This is a genomic window from Streptomyces fumanus (assembly GCF_014655295.1).
In the GTDB taxonomy this organism is placed as follows: Bacteria; Actinomycetota; Actinomycetes; order Streptomycetales; family Streptomycetaceae; genus Streptomyces; species Streptomyces fumanus.
In genome coordinates this window covers 568,616-586,144 of record NZ_BNBI01000001.1, presented here as the reverse complement: position 1 = coordinate 586,144, position 17,529 = coordinate 568,616, and the positions used below count along the sequence as shown (strand labels likewise).

Genomic DNA, 17,529 nt, shown 5'->3' with positions numbered 1-17,529 from the left:
CGGGTCAGCTCGCCAGGCTCTGTGACAGCGCCTCCGTCGGGATGGACTCCACCGGGGACGGCTCGCCAGAGGGCGAGTTGTCCGGCAAAGGGTCGGTGTCGGCGACCCCCATCAGCGTCTTGATCCACGAGTTGTTGATGGCGAGGACCAGGTCGTGGTCGACCCGGTTGACGCCCTCCTCGGTGGCGGGGATCGGGCCGTCTTCGTCTTCGAGGTTCCAGGACACGAGGTGGGTGACGAACCGCTTGACGGTGGCCGCGCTGTCCTCGCCGTCGCCGCCGTCCATGCCGGTGGCGCGCAGGTACTCGGCGAAGGTCATGCCGCGGACCCTGGCCTCGGCGCCGTGGAACTCGTGCCCCTCCGCGAATTCGATTTTGTACGTGCGGATGCTGGTCTTGTAGCCCATGCTCGTGCTCCTGTCAGGCCCAGGTCGGGACGGTGCCGTCGGCCAGCGAGCCGGGCGCGGACCAGGTGAGTTCGCCGCTGTCGGAGCGGGTGAGCTGGTAGTCGGAGAAGAGCATTTCGCAGGCCATGGTCACGCCGTTGACCGTGTTCGTGACGGTGCGCGCCACGCTCGTGCTGGGCACGGTCTTGAGGACGTCGTGCGCCCGGTTGGCCGACGGGTTGAACACCCCGTTGAGGGTGATCGACGCGTCCGCGAGGAGGAGCAGCCGCTCGTTCGCACTCTTGTCGATGCCGGTGACGTCCTGTACGCCGCGCGGGGTGCTGAACTGCCAGTTGGTGATGTCGTTGCGGATGTCGCGCGCGGTCCCGCTGGCGTCATCGACGGACAGTGTGGTCTGGCCGAGGCCGGTGCTCTTTGCCATGAGAGGTCATCCCTTCTTGATCTCGTCGGCGAGCGCCTGCTGGTGCTCGGCGAAGTCCTCAACCCAGTCGGCCGGCCGCTGGTGCAGCCGGGCCTTCGTGCCGCGCGGGTTGCCGCGGTGGTCCCCGTCGCGGACCAGGTACAGCGGTGGCCGGCCGATCGGCGCCCGGTGCGTGCTGGCCTTGAAACACGCCTGGCCAGCCTCGAAGACCAGGTAGGTCTCGCCCGCCGCGACCTGCTGCTCGACGTACCGGCGGCCGGAGGTGCGGGCGGCGTGCAGCAGGTCCGGGGTCAGGGTCTCGACGCGGACCCGCCAGCCCTGCCGGTACTGATCGCAGCCCACCTCTTCGCAGGTCGCCTGTCGCGTGTGCGTCGAGAGCGGGGAGGCCATGGCGTAGGTCTTGTACATCTGCGGCGGCATGGCGGGTTCGATGCGGAAGACGTCCGGTTCGGCCATCAGAAGGTCACCCCCGGGACCTCGTTCTTGATCACGTTGACGGCGAAGGACAGCGACGTGAACCCGCCGGTGGTGGTCGTGGCGACGCGCAGGTAGCGGCGCAGCGTCGCCGTGTTGTCCAGCGCGATCCGCTCCGCCGTCGGCCCGGCCGTGACCTGCGTGAAGGAGAGGCCGGGCACGTCCGCGAAGGTGACGTTGTCGGCGCTGTCCTGGATCGTCACGGTGGCGTCCGTGCCGGTGAAGGTCATGACCTGGAGGTACGCCTGCCCGCCGAAGGCGGCGCTGGCCGCGGTGTCGATGCCGGGCCCGTTCGTCGCCGCAGCGTCCGTGCGCACCCCGGCGGTGAGCTGGCGGCCCCACTCGATGCCGTAGCCGTTGGCCTGTGCCTGCACGGCGAAGGTGAGCATGCCGTCGTCGCCGCGCGTCGGGTCGTAGTTGGCCTGCTTCGCAACGAGGGACGCGGCCGGATCGCCGAGCGCCGTTCCCCGGCAGTACGTGAGGATCACGTCGGTGCGGGGCAGCGCGCTGAGCTTCTGGTGCGTGGCCGGAGTGACCGTGTCCGAGTTGAAGAACGTCGTCATCTCGAACGCGCCGTCGCGCAGCCCGCCCCGGCGCTCGTAGGCGCCCTTGTCGATGCCGGTGAAGTTCAGCAGCGTCGGGCCGCCGCCGATCCGGCCGAGCTGCTGAATGTCGCCGGACGCGTTGTACCCGGCGATGTACAGGGCGTCCCCAAGCCCCGAGGTCTTGGCCACCTAGGGTGCCTCCGTCCACAAGTCGTTGATGATCAGGGGCACGGTCAGCGTGCCGACCCGGTACGTCGTCGAGTCGAACCGCGAGAACCCGAACTCCGCCGACAGCGCGGTGCCGTGCGCGCCGAGCACGTCGACGTTGCGGACCCGGCCACCGAACTCGAAGTCGCCGGCGTAGGCGCTCATCAGCGCGTCCACCGCACCGGTCACCGCCACGTCCACGTCGCCCTGCGGCTCGGTGTCGGCAGGCATCAGCACCCGCCCGGTCAGCTCCAGGCGGCCCGACCCGGCCGTCAGGCCGGACCCGGCCGGGACCGGGGCAAGGCGGCGCACCCACATCGCGAAGGTGAGGCCGCTGCCGGGCGCGGACACGGGCTCGTGGTCCAGGACGTTGCCGAACAGGCCCAGGCTCTGCGCGTGGGACAGGGCCGCGTCGCGGCAGCCGAGGAGGTCCAGGGGCACAGCGATCACATCCGTCCCGTGTAGCGGCGCAGGAGCCGTTCGCCGATGCCGCGCTTGCGGGCGTTGAGCTTGTCCCGGGTGACGAGCCAGTGGTCGTAGCCCTTGAACTTCGTCACCGGGTAGTTCCTGCTGCCGATTCCGGCGAGCCACGGCCCGTAGACGACCCGGCTGTCCCAGATCTTGTTGCCGTCCACGACCTCGATCCGGGTCGCGTAGTACGGCGTCTGCGTCTTCAGGACCCGGTCCAGTTCGCCGAGGAGGATCGTCCGGCCCTCTTCGGCCAGGTTCCGCTCCAGCCGGTCGACGTAAGCGTTCGCGGCAGCCCGCGCCCGCCCGTCGAACATCGGGCCCCGGGCCTGGGTGGAAACATCCAGCCTCACGTCACACCGCCCTGGTCCGGGCCTTGCGGCCGTGGCTCGCATACACACGGGCCCGCAGATCCGCGAGGCCCCTGCCGCTGGTCTCCCGCTCGGACTCCCCGGACCCGGCCGTCCGCGCATACCCCGAGCGGCCCTGCAGCAGGTCCGTGAGCGCCTCGGCGATGCACAACTGGCGGACCGGGCCGGGCGGCTGCCACACCCAGACGGTGTTGCCGCTGCTGTGCGTTGCCGCGCTCGTCCCGGCGGCGGCCCGCTCCACGGCCAGCGCCCGGGGCGCGTAGACCGGCGTGCCAGAGCTGTGCGCGGCGATCGTCGACCCGTCCCACGCCCGCGTGACGACGAGGGTGTCACCAGCGACGTCGTCCACGCGGAGCCGTTCCCCGTCGATCAGGATCGTCTCGCCCGCGGCGAACTGGCCGCCATCCTGCACGGTGATGGTCACCGCGCTGTTGATGTTGCCGAGGTCGCCGCCCAGAGACTGGCCCGTGTCGACCTGCGAGCGGCCCGTGACGATGACTCGCTCCTGGTCGATCCGCAGCAGCGAGCCGACCCCGACCGCGGCGGACGCAGCAGCATCCACCCGGATGGAGGCCATGTCGAGGTCCAGCGTCTGGGTGAGCGCGCCGGCGTTCGTCTCGATGAGGGGGCAGCCTGCCCACAGCCCGGTCAGGGAGATGTCCTGCTGGTGGGTGGCGCCGCCGCCCCAGGTCGCCGAGGTGCCGAGGTTGATCTCGATGCGGCTGAACGGCGGCCCGGACTGCGGGTACAGCACCATGTCCGCAGGGTCGATGTCGGTGCCGGCGGAGGTGACGGAGGTCAGGGCGATCAGCTCGTGCTCGTCGAGCCAGAGTCGCCACGGTGTCCGGTTCTGCGAGTCGGGCCAGTCGAAGCGGCGCTCGCCCTGCCAGGGCCAGAACCGCCGGTGGCACAGGCCCTCGACTGCCCGCGAGGCGTCGTCCAGGGCCCGGTCCACCCTGGCGTTGGAGCGGGCCGTCTCACGGACGTCGAGTTCGGCCTTGATCTCCTCGCGGGTGGCGTACCACACCGGGCGTGGGTCCGCTGCGGTCGGCTCCGCCATCGGCGCGGCGAGGACCGTGACGGTCTCCGTCGCCGTCACCGGCGCGCCGCTGGCCAGGCCCGTCCACAGGGCGAGGTACAGGCCGGGGGTGAGGCCAGCGGCGGGGGTCCAGGCGTAGCCGTAGCTGCCGGTGCCGGGGTGGGTGACTCCGGCCGTGGTCGCGGGCAGTGCGGAGGCGCCATCGGAGATGGCCGTGATCTGGATGGTGGGCGTGGTGTCGAGGTCGGTGAGCGGCCCGTTCTCGTACTGCCGCCATTGGGAGAGGAGCACGGCGGTCTGCCCGGCGCTGATCTCGGTCATGACACCGGTCCGAGGTTGGTGAGCAGCACATACCAGGGGTAGGTGCTGCTGGCGTAGATGGTCTGGGTTCCGGTGCCGCGGGCGACGAGGGCGACGGTGGCCCGGCCGTCGGCGGTGATCTCCCCGGGAGTGAGGATCATCTGGACGGGCCCGGTCGCGGCCGGGAACGAGGCGGCCTGCGGGTAGTAGCCCGGGTTGCCCTCGGGCAGTGGCGTTGCGGTGCCGGAGCCGAGGTACCGGGAGATGGCGCCCGTAGAGGTGAGGGTGGCCATGTCGAGGAAGAAGCCGGACCCGGTGCGCATGAACTGCACGGTCACGTGAATGCGGTCGCCTGCGGCGGCGGGGATCGAGCAGGCGAGCTGCGTGGTCCCGGACGAGACGATCGTCCACGACGGCGAGCTGGCGAGCGCGACGTCGCCTGCGGTGATCCGGGCCTCCGCCGTACGCGTCGCGGTACCGGACGGTGCGGGCGGCGTGCCGTGGCTGTGGTCGCCGCGGGAGTACGCGGTGCTGACCCCGGCGCTGGCCGCCTGCCCGAACGACGTCGCGGCGCTGACGGTGCCGGACGCGACGCCCGTACCGGCCCCGGCGACCTGCTCCAGCACGTACGCCCGCGACGTCGCGGACCGGTCCGTGTCCGGGGTGGAGTCGGCGAGCACCAGGTCGCCCGTCATCGCGTCGCCTGCCACGTCGACCTTGCGGGGGTCGCCGCCGGGGGACGTGTAGCCGGTCGCGGTCATGATGCTCACCTCCTCTCGAACGTCGCTGGTGGGGCTACTTGTCAGCGGAGCCGGTCGCCGACGAACCGGCCGCCGGGCCGCCATCCGCAGAACCGGCAGTAGAGCCCGGGGTCTGCTTCTGGGCCTTCGCGGAGCGGCTCCCCGTCACGCGGACAGGCGACGGGGTCGGCGTCTCGCTCGTCCCGGGCGTACTCGACTGCGTCTCGGACGATGTCTCGGAGCTGCTCCCAGCCGATGACCCTTCACCTCCCTCATCTCCCTCGTCGGTGACGACCTTGTCCGGGTCGGCCTCCGACACCGGCGCCAGCTCGCGCCCGTTCTCCGTCTCGACGACGACTTCCTCGTCCGCGACGGACGGGCCGCCGTGCCTCGTGATCTTCGGCATGTCCTGTGCTCCTTCCTCGACGTGCTCGGTGCTGCCGCACTGCGGGCAGCGGGGGGCGCCCACCGAGTAGCGGGCCGTACAGTCGGTGCACACCAGCAGGGCCACGTCAGACCCCCGTGGCCGGGAGGTTCTCCGGGGCGCGCTGCACCATCAGGTCCCGCTGGATCGCGTTGACCGTGCCCGCCCCGGTCGAGGCCAGCCGCACGAAGCAGTAGTCGTCGGCGAGCTGCGTGCCCTCGACCTCGATGACGACGGCCTGCTGCACGGCGGCCGCCGCGGTGACGACGGTGGCGGCCGCGGCCTGCGTCCGCCGCACCCATGCGTCGGTGCCGTTGCCGGTGTTGGTGTAGTACTCGCTGATCGCGGCGAGGTTCGCCGCGCCGGTGCCGGACGCGTCCTTGGCCTGCTGGAGGGTGTACGTGTCGCCTGCGGCGGCGCCGAGGTAGCCGACGAACGTCACGCCGCCCGCCTGGTCGCCGATGTTGATCCACACGTTGTCGGCGGCCGGGGTGGTGTTGAACAGTCGGCCAAGAGCCTTCTGCGACATGGGGTTCTCCTGTCTGGGTTGCCGCCGGGGCGACACTGCCGGTCGGGTCGGAGCCGGCGGCGGGGTGTGAATGCCGCCGCCGGCCGGGCCGCTACGCCGCGAGTTCGACGAACGGGGAGAGCTTCTTCGAGCTGCCGTTGGCGGGGGTGATGGCGGACTGCAGCCACGGCCGACCGTCGACGCGCTGAATGATCCTGAACGTGGTCTGGTCGTTGCCGAAGCGGTAGTCGGTGCTGGAGTCGGCGGTCATGGTCTGCCGGTCGCCGATGAGGTAGTACGACAGGTCGACGAACGCGATGTCGCCGCGGGCGCCGAGCGCGGCTGCCTTCTCGCTGATGATCAGCGGGCGGCCGAAAATGGTCATCGGGAACGGGCCCGCGGCGTTGACGACGAACACGCTGTTGCCGCCGGTGCCGACGTCCAGGCTCATCTGCAGGAGCTGCGGCAGGGCGTCCGGGGCGACGATCCACACCGCGTTCGACAGCGACGACGGCAGCATCTGCGCGTACATCGCGACGATGTCGACGTACTGGATTTTGCCGGAGGTGGTGCGGGTGACGGTCACGGCGGCCTTGTTCTTCGCGCCGAAAAAGCCGAGGGGCATTCCGGCGCCGGTGCCGGTCATGAACGCCTGGTCCTCGGAGAACGCGAGGGCCTGCGGCCACAGCGTCTCGATCAGGGAGGCGAACGAGACGATGGAATCCTGCAGCAGCTCGTTCGGGACCGCGCTGAGCCCCGTGAGCTTCTTCGCGTCCAGCTCGACCCGCGCGAACTTGGGATTCGCGTCCTGGAGCATCGCCGACTCCTCGCCCCAGTAGGCGATCATCCCGCCGAAGACGCTGCCCTTGTTCGTCGTCGAGTCGATGAGCGGCATCGGGACGCGGGCCGAGTCCATCGGGATGACAGTGGCCAGCGGCCGGACGACGGACTGCTCCAGTGCGATCTGCAAGAGCTGGGAGCGGAGCGTCTCCGGGACGAGGAATCCACCGTCCGCAGGAGACACGCTGCTCGCCGCGTTACGCAGGATGGTCAGCTTCTCCGCGACCTCCGCCTCCGGCGACTTGTGCCAGATGGTGCGCGCGTACTCGACGCTGTCGGTGAAGTGCGGGTCGAGGGAAGCACCGGGCGCGGCCGGGTTGTGGGCGGTGCCCTTGCGGTGTGAGGTGAGCATCCCACGCCGCTTGGCCTGCGGGTCGAGGTCGAGGCGCTTCATCGCTGCCCGCCCGTCCTCGCCCATGCCGTTCTCGCGCATCATCTGCGCGAACACCCGCTGCGTCTCCTCGGCGACGAGACGATTGAGGTCGGTGCCCTCGCCCTGGAGGGCGTTGCCGTAGGCGGTGATGAACTCGGTCAGGGACTCGCGCGAGGCCATGACCTCGCGGAGCTTCGCGCCGTCGGCGAGCATCTCCGCCAGTTCGTCGGCGTTGCGCGGGATGGTGGGAGTGGGAGCCACTGGGTCCTCCTTCAGTCCGTCGCCGCGCTGGACGACTCGGGCTCGATCAGGTTGGTGACGAGCGCCGACCAGTCGTCGCCGTCGTCGGTGATGAGGCCGGCGACCAGCGCCGTCCAGTCGTCGGCCGGCGGTTCCGGCTCGGCGGTCTCTGCGGCCGGCTCGGTGCCGGCCGCGTCCGTGTTGTCCTCGACCGCCGGGGCGGGCTCGGCGGGAGCGGGCGACCGGTCGGCGACTTCCTTGCGGACCAGCGTGCGGAGCTGCTCGACGAAGCCCTCGCCGAGTGCGGAGGCGATGTCGATGGTGAGCGTCGTCCGCCCGGCCTCCCCGGCCTTCGGCTCGTCGCGGCCCGGGCCGGTGTAGCCGTACGCGGCGAGGTCCCAGGCGCGCGCCATGTCCGGCTCGTCGTCGTCCTCGTCGGGCTCGGCAGGCGTGCCAGCCTTCGGCGCGGGGATCGCCTCGTCGGCGAGGCCGTTCTCCACGGCGTCCTCCGGCAGGTACCAGGTCTCGGCCCGCATCCGCTCGCGCCACTGCTCCCGGGTGCCGCCCGCGCGGGCGGCGTAGGCGTCGGCGATGTTGTCGCTGATCAGGTCGAGGAGTTCGGCCATCTCCTCCATGTCGGCCGCGTTGCCGAGGCACACCCCGGAGGCGTCGTGGATCATCAGCATGGTGTTGGGGGCCATCTCGATGCGGTCCCCGGCCATCGCGATCACGCTGGCGATGGAGGCGGCGATCCCGTCGACCTGCACGGTGACGCTCGCGGGGTGGGAGCGCAGGGCGTTGGCGATGGCCACGCCCTCGAACACCGATCCGCCCGGGCTGTTGACCCGGACCCGCATCCGCGGCGCGGTGATGCCCCGCAGGTCGGCGATGAGCTGGTCGGCGGTGCAGCCCCACCAGCCGCCGATCTCGTCGTACAGCAGCAGCTCGGCCTCGTCCGGGTCCGCGGCGTTCGTGATCCGGTACCAGGACCGGGCCTCCACGCCGAGCCGCGCGCGCTCCCGCTCGCCCTGCTCCCGCTGCCGCGCCTGGAAGACGCCCGCCCTGCCGGGCAGCACGATGGTCATGAGCCCTCATCTCCCTTGCGCCCGCGCTTGACCACGCGGCACCTGCACTCGTTGCCGTGCTCCGCGCCGACGCAGTGCACGTAGCCCTGGCCGCCCGGGTAGTCCTTGTAGGCGTCGGCCCGGTTCCGGTAGGTCTTGCCGTTGTTGTCCCGGCACGGCTGGCAGGTGTCGTCGTCGTCCTTCGCCACCACCACCCAGCGCTGCGCCGCCTCGATCTCCTCGGCCGCCCACGCCGGCGGGGTCCACGCGTTCGCCGGGGCGGCGACCGGCGGCGCCCCGGACGGGACGTCGAAGCCGAGCAGGGGCAAAATCACCGGCGCGGTCGACGGGGCGCCGCGGACGATGTCCACGAGGAGCTGCTCCTGCGGATCGCGGGAGCCCATCTCGGGCAGGCCAGCCGCAGACACCACGTCGGTGGAGTCCCAGCCTGCTGCGCGCAGGACCTGCGCGGTCTGCGCGCGGGAGGCGAGGACCCGGGCGGTGGTCTCCTCGTCTTCTGGGACGGGGTTGGCGAAGTCGAACTCCAGGCCCGCGCCGGCCGCGCCGTACATGGGCAGCAGCCGGGTGTTGAGGGTCTCGCGGATCCGCTCCAGGCGGGGCTGGATCAGCCAGCGCGCGAAGACGTAGGCGGCGGCCTCGGCGTTGGCGCGGTTGACGTCGTCGGTCGCGCCCAGCATCGGCTTGGGGAACCCGAACGCCTCGCGGATGATCTCCCGGTTGACGCCGCGCAGTTCGGTGAACTGCATGTCCCGCATGGAGTACTTGCGGTCGACCCACTTCAGGCCGTTCTCCAGCACCGCGACCCGGTGGGCGTTGGACACGCCGCGGTGCTGCTCGCGCCAGCGGTCGGTGAACTCGCGGAACTCCTCATCCGTCAGGCGGCGTTCCGCCTCGACGACTCCGCCCGGCTCGGCGCTGTTGCGGAAAAAGTTCGCGTTCCACTCGGCCGACGCGTGGGTGGCGTCGATGTCCATCAGGATCGTCTGCACCACGCCCATGCCGCGGTACGGGTCCAGCGGGTTCGGGCGCCGCAGGAAGATGACCTCGTCCCTGCCCAGAGGGATCCGCTCCCCGGACGGCCCGCGGTAGATGAACCCGACCAGGAAATCGTCCGGGTCGGGGACCGGCTCCATGCGGTCCGGGCGTACGGGCCACAGCTCCAGCGGCAGGTTCACGTTCTCGTGCTTGGCGATCACCCACCACTGCTCGCCGGTCAGCTCCTCGTGTTGCTGCGCCGACTCCCGGAACTGCGGGCCGCTCATGAAGGCGTTGGGCTTGTTCCACAGGTCGAGGGCTGCGTGCCGGGTGACCTCGACGCGGTCCTCGTCCCGGCCTGAGGCGGCGCTCCGGTAGAGCTTCCACTCGATCCCGGCGTACGTGGTGGTGATCCGGTCGACGATCGCGTACAGCGTCGAGCTGGAGCCCATGGCCCGCATCTGGGCCTCTTGGCCGGCGGGACGCAGCAGGCCGGAGCCGAGTCCGGCGCGGGAGGCGGTGGAGGCGAAGGGGACGGGGGTGCGGTTGGTCAGGGAGCGGAGGCCGGCGGCGACGTCACCGAAGAGGGTTCTGGCCACCTGCCCTCCTCACGTACTAGCGACCGCCGTAGATCCGCCAGTTCATGTAGAAGGCCGACAAGCCGAGAGCGGCGATTCCACCCGCGAGGGTCATCAACATGACTGAACTCGACAAGAGCATAGCCCCGGTAGCGTCGAGAAAGTACGGCATAGCTCTGTTCAGTTGTACTGCTAGCCTGCGGAGACGTTCCTTTGTCACGATTACGCCCCTCTCGTCCCGACGGGGACGTTCATTGTGGGAACCCTACAAGTCGATCAGGTCACACGAATCGCACCTGCGGGCGTCCGCCGAGGTCCCGCTCCGCGACCATGTACCGTTTCGCGTCCAACCCGTGATCGTTCTCCTTCAGCGGCACCTCCGGCGTGGTGCCGCCCGGCTTCGTTGCCCACACGTAGCCCGTGATCTCCTCCTCCGTAGAGCAGGGCTTCCGCGCCGCGTCCAGCTCCGGGTCCCGCTCCACGAGCGCACCGCGCACGATGAAGACCCGCGGGCGCCCGTCGCCGGCCACCTTCAGCCGGGTCTTCACCGCCTGGATGCCGGGGCTGACGGACTTGTTCGCGGGGGTGGTGGACAGGCCGAGGTGCTTCTCCAGCGTGGCCCGGTCCTCGGCGTCGTGGTCGCAGATCACCGCCCGGGGCCGGGGCTCGCGCCACGTGCCGTCCGACCGCTGCATGATCCGCTTGGCCTGCCGGGCGAGATCCTCGACCAGGCGGCGCGTGTGGTAGATCTCCCGGTACAGGTACAGGCGCCCGTCGCCGTCCTCGGCCCACCACTGGATCACGGCCGGATTCGTGAACCCGAAGTCCACGCTGATCCACCGCGTCCACGAGTCGGGGATCGTGAACGGGTCGAGCAGGTGCAGGGCCTCGTCGAACTCCTCGTAAATCAGGCCCTCGGCCGCCGCCCACGTGCCGTCCCGCAGGCGCAGCTTCCGCACCCCGGTGAGCGCGTCCAACTTGGCGAAATACGCCCGGCCCGCCTCGGTGAACGTCCCGTCGGCGTTGACGTACGCCGGGTTGTCCCGGTGCCGGGAGACCAGCATCCGCGCGGTTCCCTGATCGCAGCGCTGCTTGATCCAGTGCGTGGGGTGGCTGGGGTTGCAGGCGCCGATCTGCTGCTGCCACGACAGCCTGCCGTTGCGCAGGCGCGTGCCGATGGACTCCCAGTCGGTGATCGTGAGTTCGGTGGCCTCGTCGGCGAACACCAGGTCATACTCGGCACTCATGATCTTCTCGGGCTTGTCCATCCCCCCGACGTTGATCTTCGCGCCGTTCGAGTACCGGTAGCCCGGCGCCTCCCGCGCGCTGCCCCCGAACCACTTCACGATCCCCCGGGCGAGCGCGTCGGCCGCGACCTTCTTCTCGTACGTCACCAGCGTCGTCGAGCCCAGCGACACGGCAGTCTTGCGGACGATCAGGAACCGGGCGTCCGGGTTGTGCAGCGCCGTCAGGTGCAGCCGGAACAGCGACGCCAGGCTCTTGCCGGTCCCCGCCGGCCCGGCCATGAACACCTCGGACTCGCGCGCCTTGAACAGGTCCCGCGCTGCGCCGCGCGGCTCGTACCGGACGACGGCGTCCTGGTCGAGCGCGGTCGTCACGTGAGGTCCGCCGGGTCGACGCCGACGACCTCGTACCGGACCTGCCCCGACACGGCGACCTGGGTGGGCTGGTCGAGACCGTGCAGCTTGCGGTAGGACTCGCGGATCATCCGCATCTCGCGCAGCGCGGCCAGCTTCGGCCCGTCGTCCAGGAGCGGCCGGCCGTCGTCGTCCTTCACGACCTTGCCGTGGGAGACGACGACGTGGTCCCGCTCCAGCACCTCCATCGCGTGCACGAACAGGTCGTCGAGCTGCGCCGCCTCGGACGCGACGACCTCCGCACCGGCCTGCTGCAGCACCGCCTTCCGGGCCCGCTGCACAGCGCGCCAGGCGTCGCCCCGGTTGGACCAGCCGGTGGCGTCGGCGAGCTGCTGGTAGGTGATGCCGGGGTGTTCGGCCCAGTAGCGGGCGGTGGCGGCGGCGCGTTCGTCGGTGGTGATGGTGCCCTGGTAGCGGCCTTGGCTGGTGCGGGTCTGGTTTTCGCGGTCGCGGTGGCCGGGGGCGCGCTTGGGCGGGTCGGGGGTGGGGTCGTCGGTGGTCATGGGCGCTCCCCCTTCTGCTTGTTGGGCGTGTTACCTGTTGGCGTGCTTTGATGGTAACGATGCGTGCGGCCGGTGGGGTGGCGCTACGGGTGCGCGCAGGACGAGGGCCCGCCCCTGGCGAGGGGGCGGGCCTTCAGTCACATGTGGGACGGTCAGGCGGCGAGGGCGTCGGCGAGGAGCTGGACGCGGGCGACGGCCGGGCAGTCGACCGGGTACAGCACGGTGACGGTGGCGAGACCGCGGGCGGGGCGGGCCGGCTTGTCGTCGGCGGCCGGGCGGGCGATCACGTAGGCGGTGCGGTGGACCGTGTAGGAGATCAGGCGGTCGAGGCGGAAGGTGCGGCTCTCGCCGGTCTCGCGGTCCATGGCCTTGAGGAGGATGTCGCCGGCGGCGCTGATGGTGATGTCGTAGATCTCGATGGTGCGGATGGTCTCGGTGCCGTCGGCCTTGGTGTAGGTGATGGTGACGGGGTGCTTGGCGTCGAGGGCCTTGATGAGACGGGTGAGGGTCTGGGTGCTGGTTTCGCGTGCGGTGTGCCTCATCGTGGTCCCCCTCGCCGGTGTGTATATACACAACCTAAGGGGTCGTGTATATACACGTCAAGCCCTTCGGTGGACCCAATGCATATACACGACTAGAGTCGAGGCATGGCCAAGCAGCGCACCGACGGACACACCCCGCTCCGCCAACTCCGCATCCCGGACGACGAATGGGTGCCGTTCGGCGAAGCCGTCGGCGACCGGGAACGCACCCGCGTGGTCCGCGAGTTCATGCGCTGGTACCTCGGCCGCGACGGCGCCGAACTACCCGAGCGGCCGACGCCCCCGGACAACGAGCCCACGGCATGACGAAGGCCCCGCCCGGACTCCGGAGCGGGGCCGCTGTGCGCCGCCCGGCCTACGGCTGCGACGTCGCGTCGTCCAACATCTTCTCCCGGTCGACGTTCCCGTCCTCGTCCACCCAGCCCAGATCATCCGTCAGCACGTGCGACATCAGCAGCGCATCGTAGTCGTCGTCGCCGAGCCCCTCGCAATCCTTCGGCTTCCCCTTGTCCCCCTCGGCGCGCGCCTTCAACGCGGCCACGCAGTCCTTCGCTATCTCGTCCTGCGACTTCGATTCCGAACAGCCGGCGGCGCCCCCTCCCAGAAGCACGACGGCCGCGAGCAGGGCAGTGGTGGTACGCGTCATGATCCCCCCAAGGGTGCGTGATGGTGCGGGGATCGTAGCGGCCGGCGGTGGCAGCGGGGGCTGGAACGCAGGCAGCCCCGCCGCGACGGGGGATGCGCGGCGGGGCCCGGGTGCCGGGCGTTACCCGGCGTGCAGCCTCCAGTGTGGCAGGCCGGTCACAGCTTCGTGTGGTTCCTCCCGAACCAGGTGGCCCGGTTGTACACGGTCTGCTGCACACAGACCTGCGGCCGAGCCGCCCGCGCCAGCAACCACAACGCCAGCATCACCACCACCGCCGAACCCCCGCCGACCGACGCGATGCCCGCGGCGGCCTGGCCGATCCCCCAGCCGATTCCCGCGCCGACCGCACCCGCGCCGATCCCGGCACCAGCCATGCGCTGCGCGAGAGGATCGAGAAGCGGCTGCGGCGTGAGATCGCGGGGCTCCGACGCCGGCGGGATGTGTGGAGCCTGGGACCGGTGCATCGGCACCATCTGCCCGTAGGCGTCAGGTACCCAGACGACTGGGTCACGGTCACGGTGCAGCTCGATGTCGAGCGGCTGGGCGGGGAGCGGCCCGTGGTGGGCGTAACGCTGGTACTGCTCGGGCAGCGCGGACACGGGTACTCCTCAGTTCTCGGTAGGACGGACGGCGTACCGGCCGAAGCGGGGCCGGTGGATGCGGGGGTCGGCGGACAGCCAGCGGCCGATCGTGGCCGCGTGAGGCACCTCGACGCCGGGGTGGAGACGGCTGATCGCGTCCCGGATCGCCTCCGGGCCGATCCCGTCCGGGCCTGCCTTGGCGACGATGTCGAAGACCATCTCTCGGCGAGGGTCGCCGTCCTCGCCCGGCGTGGCGGCTGCCGGCGGCTGCCATGTGACGCCGCCTCCCGCGATGATCTTCCGGAACTGTGCGTCCAGGTCGTCGTCGCGGCCTGCGGTCTCACTCATCGCCTCGTGCAGCCGCCGGCGTGCGTCCTCGGCCCGGTTGATCGTGTCCTGCGTTTCACCGCCGGGCCGGGGCGTTCCCCAGTCCGCGGTGACACCACGGCCCCGTGGCCGGGCCGGGGCAGGCTCCTCGCTGACCGGCACCGGGGCCGGTCCGCCGAAGAGATGATCGGTGCCGGCCCATCGCTGCTCGTACGCCTCTCCGGCCGCGCGGCGCGACAGCTCATCCAGTTCCGGGCGCCGGTCTGAGGTCGCCTTGACCACGTCGAGGATCTGGTCCGGCTTGATCCGGTACACCTTCACCGGGTGGACCTGCCCATCGCCGTTCTGCACCAGCGCGCACCCCGGGTAGGGGGCGTCCTCGGCGGAAGCGTTGTGGTGGTAGCCGAAGAAGTAGTTCAGCTCCGCATCGTCGGCGACCTTCATCGCGGCCTTGAACGTCGACTGCTTCAGGATCTGCGGATCGGAGATGACGTCCTGGGTGGCGCGCAGCCCGGACGTGGTCTCGTTCACAGCGGCCGCCCGGGCAATCTCCAGGGTCTGCACGAGCGCGTCGCCGATCGCCCGCAGCTTCTCGTCGCGCCTCGACCTGGTGGAGAAGACCTCCGCTCCCTCGTCGTTGAACACGCGGATCTCCGGCACCTCGCGGTCGACGGGCAGCTTGTCATCGTTCGCGGCGATCTCCCGGTCCTGGTAGCCGACCTTCCGGGCCTTCGCGATGCGCACCAGGGCCAGCGCCATGGCGAGCGCCTTCTGCGGGGTGTCGGCCACCCAGTCGACCGGCGGACGCCCGGGACGCCCCGCGGCGTGCCAGGCCCGCATCCACTTCAGGGCAAGGCCGCCACCGTTGAGGTCGATGATCCAGGTGAGGGAATCGATCATGCGGCACTGGTTGACGATCATGACGTTCAGCAGGTTCGACTTCCCGGACCCGCGCTGACCGACGATCAGCATCGACGCCTGCCGGTTGACCGGCCCTTCGGGCTGCCCGTCACGGCGCACCCCGACCGGAGCGGGGGCGTTCACGGTGAGCGGCGAGTAGTCCGCCGGGTAGTACACGTCCTCCACGAGGTGGTTGGCCGTGGACACGTGGATGAGGACGGCGCCGCGGTGGACGCCGGGACCGACCTCCACGCCGCAGCCCTCAGGCAGCCGGGCATCCGCGGCGAGCTGGTCGCGGTACAGGGCGATGTCCTTCCAGCGGGTGCCGCCCGCGCCGCACTCGCCGTCGAGGCTGAACCCGCCACCGGACTCCCAGCCTTCGACGCCGACGATGGTGACGACGGCGCCGGCGCAGACGCGGACGATGCGGTCTTCCCACTCGTCCGCGATCTTCTGCCTCTTCCCGTCCAGCGTCGCCCGCCGGGCGGCGGCCTCCTGCTCGGCGCGCTCCTCCTCTGCCTTCTGCTCGACGTGGTGCGCGCCGGCCATCGCCGCGCCGAGGCCGAGCACCCCGGCGAGCAGCGACCCGATCCCCGTCTGGGACCAGGGGCCGTTGTCGATGGCCCACGAGCACCAGCCGCCTGCTGCCAGCCACCCGGCCGCGCGCAGTGTGAGCGTGGCCCGGGTGACCTGATGGCGGCGGCCGGCGATGTGCGTGCCGACGAGCCCGGCCCCGGCTGTCAGCGCTGCCCACTGCCAGGGCATGCCGACGGTGTGGCCGCCGTAGCCGACGGCGAGGGTGGCGAGGCCGGTGTTGATGGGGCCGGTGACGGGGCCGTGCTTGGCGTCCCAGTCGAGCTTCACGGTGATGCTCCTGGTCAGAGGTTGGCGGAGACGTCCCACATGCGCTCGCCGGCGGCGCCCTTGCGGGGGTTCTCCAGGCGGGCGATGTCGACGTCGTGCAGGCTGCGGAAGGCGGGGCCCAGCTCGCTGGCGAGTTCGGCGGCTTTGAGCTGGAGGCCGTGGATCTGCCGCATCAGTTCGATGATGTTGGGGTGCAGCGGCCAGGCGGCATCGGCGTTCTCGACGGTGACCTTCATCGCCTCGGCGTGCAGGCGCAGCGCTTCTTCCAGACCACTGAAGTCAGCGCCGACCTGGAGCATGCCGGTCGGCTGGTAGTGGGCGGCGGCGCGGGCGGATTCCATCGCGGGCGCGACGAAGTGGTGTCCTCCACCGGACATGGCTGGTCCTCCTGTGTGGATCGGGTCGGGGTTGGCGGGGCGGCGCACGGTGGCGGCGACGGCGACGGCCGGGGGCTCGGGCGTGCTCTGCGTGGTGCGCTTCTTCCGGAGCCGGGCCCAGACCGCCTTGAGGCGATCGAGCGCGGCGCCTGCGTCGCGGCTGCGCGCCCACGTCCATGCGGCTGCGCCTGCGGCTCGGGCTCCGTCGGCGAGTGCGGTTCCGGCCGCGCGAAGACCGCGACCGGTCGCCTTCGCCGCGCGGACTGCTACGGGGCGGGAGGCGTTCCAGGTGGCGCGGGCCGCCCGGCCGGCGGCGGCGCGCAGGGTGGAGGAGGTGCCGGCGGCGCCGGACGCCGGGTGCCGGGCGGCACTCCTCAGCGCCTTCTCGGCGGCGCGCTTCCCGGCCTTTTCTGCGGCCTTCTTCGAGGCGCGCTGCTGGCGCTGGCTCTGGCTGCCGCCGGGACCCGGCCGGGCGGGGTGGCGGTCGGCCGCGTGGCGGGCCGGGCCGCTATCGCGGCGACGCCTGCCGCCACGATCCACCCCGCCACCACCGCTGCGCCCGCCACGCCCGAGGAGACCGCTACCGCTACGGCCGCCACCGCTACGCAGGGCGCTACCCGCGCCGCTACGGCCGCCACGGCCGCTACGCGAACCCCCGCCACCGCCACGCCGGACGCCGCCACCGGCGCCGCTACGCCACCCGCTACCGGCCCGGGTCCGACCGCCCGCAGTGGCGCTACCGGAGCGGACCGCCACGCCCCGGCGTACGGTCGCGCGACGCCGCAACGCCGCGGCGGTAGCGCCAGCCGCCACGATCGCCCCGGCCGCGGTGGCGGCGTACGGGCCGCCGGCCGAGTACGCCGCGGTGGTGATCAGCGTGGTGCCGTTGCCCACGCCGGCGAGGAGCGGGGGCATGGGCAGGCCGCGGGTCCGACGCCGGGGTTCGGCGGCCGGTTCGGGGACGGGCCACTCGGACGGCCAGGCGAGAACGGGGGACGGCCGGGCCTGTTCCTGTGGCTGGTCGGGCGGAGACTCGGCGGTCGTGGGGGTGGGGGCGGCCGCGGGAGGGGTCTTGGTACGGGCCATCGGCGGGGCTCCGTTCACTGTGACTGTGACTGCAGTCGTACTCAGGCAGGC

Annotated in this window: 21 protein-coding genes; 1 reads left to right on the top strand and 20 read right to left on the bottom strand. The window is 71.4% G+C overall.

The annotated features are described in order from the left end of the window. Positions 1-4: 4 nt before the first annotated feature. The 16 genes from IE316_RS02610 to IE316_RS02535 all read right to left on the bottom strand — a co-directional run bounded on the left by IE316_RS02610 (position 5) and on the right by IE316_RS02535 (position 12,697). Positions 5-406, bottom strand: coding sequence for a hypothetical protein (locus IE316_RS02610; protein ID WP_190202423.1), 402 nt, complete (start codon positions 404-406; stop codon positions 5-7). Between the two features lie 13 nt (positions 407-419). Beyond that, a complete protein-coding gene (locus tag IE316_RS02605; protein WP_229910156.1) occupies positions 420-827 on the bottom strand; it encodes a hypothetical protein in 408 nt (135 codons plus the stop codon). Positions 828-833: 6 nt separating this feature from the next. Then, positions 834-1,283 carry a hypothetical protein gene (locus tag IE316_RS02600; protein WP_190202422.1) on the bottom strand — a complete coding sequence of 150 codons (450 nt, stop codon included), beginning with the start codon at positions 1,281-1,283 and terminating at the stop codon, positions 834-836. After that, positions 1,283-2,035, bottom strand: a complete 753-nt coding sequence (locus IE316_RS02595) for a hypothetical protein (RefSeq protein ID WP_190202421.1) — start codon at positions 2,033-2,035, stop codon at positions 1,283-1,285. Before IE316_RS02595 ends, IE316_RS02600 begins: the two co-directional genes overlap by 1 nt. After that, the gene (locus tag IE316_RS02590) at positions 2,036-2,503 is read right to left on the bottom strand and encodes a hypothetical protein (RefSeq protein ID WP_190202420.1); all 468 of its coding nucleotides are present in this window, start codon (positions 2,501-2,503) and stop codon (positions 2,036-2,038) included. It abuts the gene before it with no gap. Then, on the bottom strand, positions 2,500-2,874 hold the full coding sequence (locus IE316_RS02585) for a hypothetical protein (RefSeq protein WP_190202419.1): 375 nt from the start codon (positions 2,872-2,874) through the stop codon (positions 2,500-2,502). Before IE316_RS02585 ends, IE316_RS02590 begins: the two co-directional genes overlap by 4 nt. A gap of 1 nt (position 2,875) precedes the next feature. Beyond that, a complete protein-coding gene (locus IE316_RS02580; protein ID WP_190202418.1) occupies positions 2,876-4,252 on the bottom strand; it encodes a hypothetical protein in 1,377 nt (458 codons plus the stop codon). Next, entirely contained in the window at positions 4,249-4,992 is a 744-nt protein-coding gene (locus IE316_RS02575) for a hypothetical protein (RefSeq protein ID WP_190202417.1), read from the bottom strand. The genes IE316_RS02580 and IE316_RS02575 overlap by 4 nt, the downstream gene beginning before the upstream one ends. Before the next feature lie 34 nt (positions 4,993-5,026). Continuing rightward, positions 5,027-5,377 (bottom strand): hypothetical protein, encoded by a 351-nt coding sequence (locus IE316_RS02570; protein ID WP_190202416.1) that lies wholly within the window; start codon positions 5,375-5,377, stop codon positions 5,027-5,029. Between the two features lie 106 nt (positions 5,378-5,483). Further along, entirely contained in the window at positions 5,484-5,924 is a 441-nt protein-coding gene (locus IE316_RS02565) for a hypothetical protein (protein ID WP_190202415.1), read from the bottom strand. Between the two features lie 91 nt (positions 5,925-6,015). Next, positions 6,016-7,377 (bottom strand): phage major capsid protein, encoded by a 1,362-nt coding sequence (locus tag IE316_RS02560; RefSeq protein ID WP_190202414.1) that lies wholly within the window; start codon positions 7,375-7,377, stop codon positions 6,016-6,018. Between the two features lie 11 nt (positions 7,378-7,388). Then, positions 7,389-8,441 carry a head maturation protease, ClpP-related gene (locus IE316_RS02555; RefSeq protein WP_190202413.1) on the bottom strand — a complete coding sequence of 351 codons (1,053 nt, stop codon included), beginning with the start codon at positions 8,439-8,441 and terminating at the stop codon, positions 7,389-7,391. Beyond that, positions 8,438-10,015, bottom strand: coding sequence for a phage portal protein (locus IE316_RS02550; protein ID WP_190202412.1), 1,578 nt, complete (start codon positions 10,013-10,015; stop codon positions 8,438-8,440). Before IE316_RS02550 ends, IE316_RS02555 begins: the two co-directional genes overlap by 4 nt. A gap of 260 nt (positions 10,016-10,275) precedes the next feature. After that, positions 10,276-11,613, bottom strand: coding sequence for a phage terminase large subunit (locus IE316_RS02545; protein WP_190202411.1), 1,338 nt, complete (start codon positions 11,611-11,613; stop codon positions 10,276-10,278). Further along, positions 11,610-12,155, bottom strand: a complete 546-nt coding sequence (locus tag IE316_RS02540; protein WP_190202410.1) for a hypothetical protein — start codon at positions 12,153-12,155, stop codon at positions 11,610-11,612. Before IE316_RS02540 ends, IE316_RS02545 begins: the two co-directional genes overlap by 4 nt. Positions 12,156-12,307: 152 nt before the next feature. Then, positions 12,308-12,697 (bottom strand): WYL domain-containing protein, encoded by a 390-nt coding sequence (locus tag IE316_RS02535; RefSeq protein WP_190202409.1) that lies wholly within the window; start codon positions 12,695-12,697, stop codon positions 12,308-12,310. Positions 12,698-12,802: 105 nt separating this feature from the next. Between IE316_RS02535 and IE316_RS02530 the strand changes: the two genes are divergently transcribed. After that, entirely contained in the window at positions 12,803-13,003 is a 201-nt protein-coding gene (locus IE316_RS02530) for a hypothetical protein (RefSeq protein ID WP_190202408.1), read from the top strand. Positions 13,004-13,052: 49 nt separating this feature from the next. On the opposite strand, the gene IE316_RS02525 is transcribed toward IE316_RS02530, so the two are convergent. From IE316_RS02525 to IE316_RS02510, 4 genes are all read right to left on the bottom strand, one after another. Continuing rightward, positions 13,053-13,343, bottom strand: coding sequence for a hypothetical protein (locus IE316_RS02525; RefSeq protein ID WP_190202407.1), 291 nt, complete (start codon positions 13,341-13,343; stop codon positions 13,053-13,055). A 155-nt stretch (positions 13,344-13,498) separates the two neighbouring features. After that, positions 13,499-13,942: a hypothetical protein gene (locus IE316_RS02520; protein WP_190202406.1), complete on the bottom strand. Its 444-nt coding sequence runs from the start codon at positions 13,940-13,942 to the stop codon at positions 13,499-13,501. 9 nt (positions 13,943-13,951) lie between these two features. Then, entirely contained in the window at positions 13,952-16,015 is a 2,064-nt protein-coding gene (locus tag IE316_RS02515; protein WP_190202405.1) for a hypothetical protein, read from the bottom strand. 14 nt (positions 16,016-16,029) lie between these two features. Continuing rightward, positions 16,030-16,932: a hypothetical protein gene (locus tag IE316_RS02510; RefSeq protein ID WP_190202404.1), complete on the bottom strand. Its 903-nt coding sequence runs from the start codon at positions 16,930-16,932 to the stop codon at positions 16,030-16,032. Positions 16,933-17,529: the final 597 nt, after the last annotated feature.

Coding starts and splice junctions, on each gene's coding strand:
- IE316_RS02610 (WP_190202423.1), bottom strand. CDS start 406: ATGGGCTACAAGACCAGCATCCGCACGTACAAAATCGAATTCGCGGAG.
- IE316_RS02605 (WP_229910156.1), bottom strand. CDS start 827: ATGGCAAAGAGCACCGGCCTCGGCCAGACCACACTGTCCGTCGATGAC.
- IE316_RS02600 (WP_190202422.1), bottom strand. CDS start 1,283: ATGGCCGAACCGGACGTCTTCCGCATCGAACCCGCCATGCCGCCGCAG.
- IE316_RS02580 (WP_190202418.1), bottom strand. CDS start 4,252: ATGACCGAGATCAGCGCCGGGCAGACCGCCGTGCTCCTCTCCCAATGG.
- IE316_RS02575 (WP_190202417.1), bottom strand. CDS start 4,992: ATGACCGCGACCGGCTACACGTCCCCCGGCGGCGACCCCCGCAAGGTC.
- IE316_RS02570 (WP_190202416.1), bottom strand. CDS start 5,377: ATGCCGAAGATCACGAGGCACGGCGGCCCGTCCGTCGCGGACGAGGAA.
- IE316_RS02565 (WP_190202415.1), bottom strand. CDS start 5,924: ATGTCGCAGAAGGCTCTTGGCCGACTGTTCAACACCACCCCGGCCGCC.
- IE316_RS02555 (WP_190202413.1), bottom strand. CDS start 8,441: ATGACCATCGTGCTGCCCGGCAGGGCGGGCGTCTTCCAGGCGCGGCAG.
- IE316_RS02540 (WP_190202410.1), bottom strand. CDS start 12,155: ATGACCACCGACGACCCCACCCCCGACCCGCCCAAGCGCGCCCCCGGC.
- IE316_RS02535 (WP_190202409.1), bottom strand. CDS start 12,697: ATGAGGCACACCGCACGCGAAACCAGCACCCAGACCCTCACCCGTCTC.
- IE316_RS02530 (WP_190202408.1), top strand. CDS start 12,803: ATGGCCAAGCAGCGCACCGACGGACACACCCCGCTCCGCCAACTCCGC.
- IE316_RS02525 (WP_190202407.1), bottom strand. CDS start 13,343: ATGACGCGTACCACCACTGCCCTGCTCGCGGCCGTCGTGCTTCTGGGA.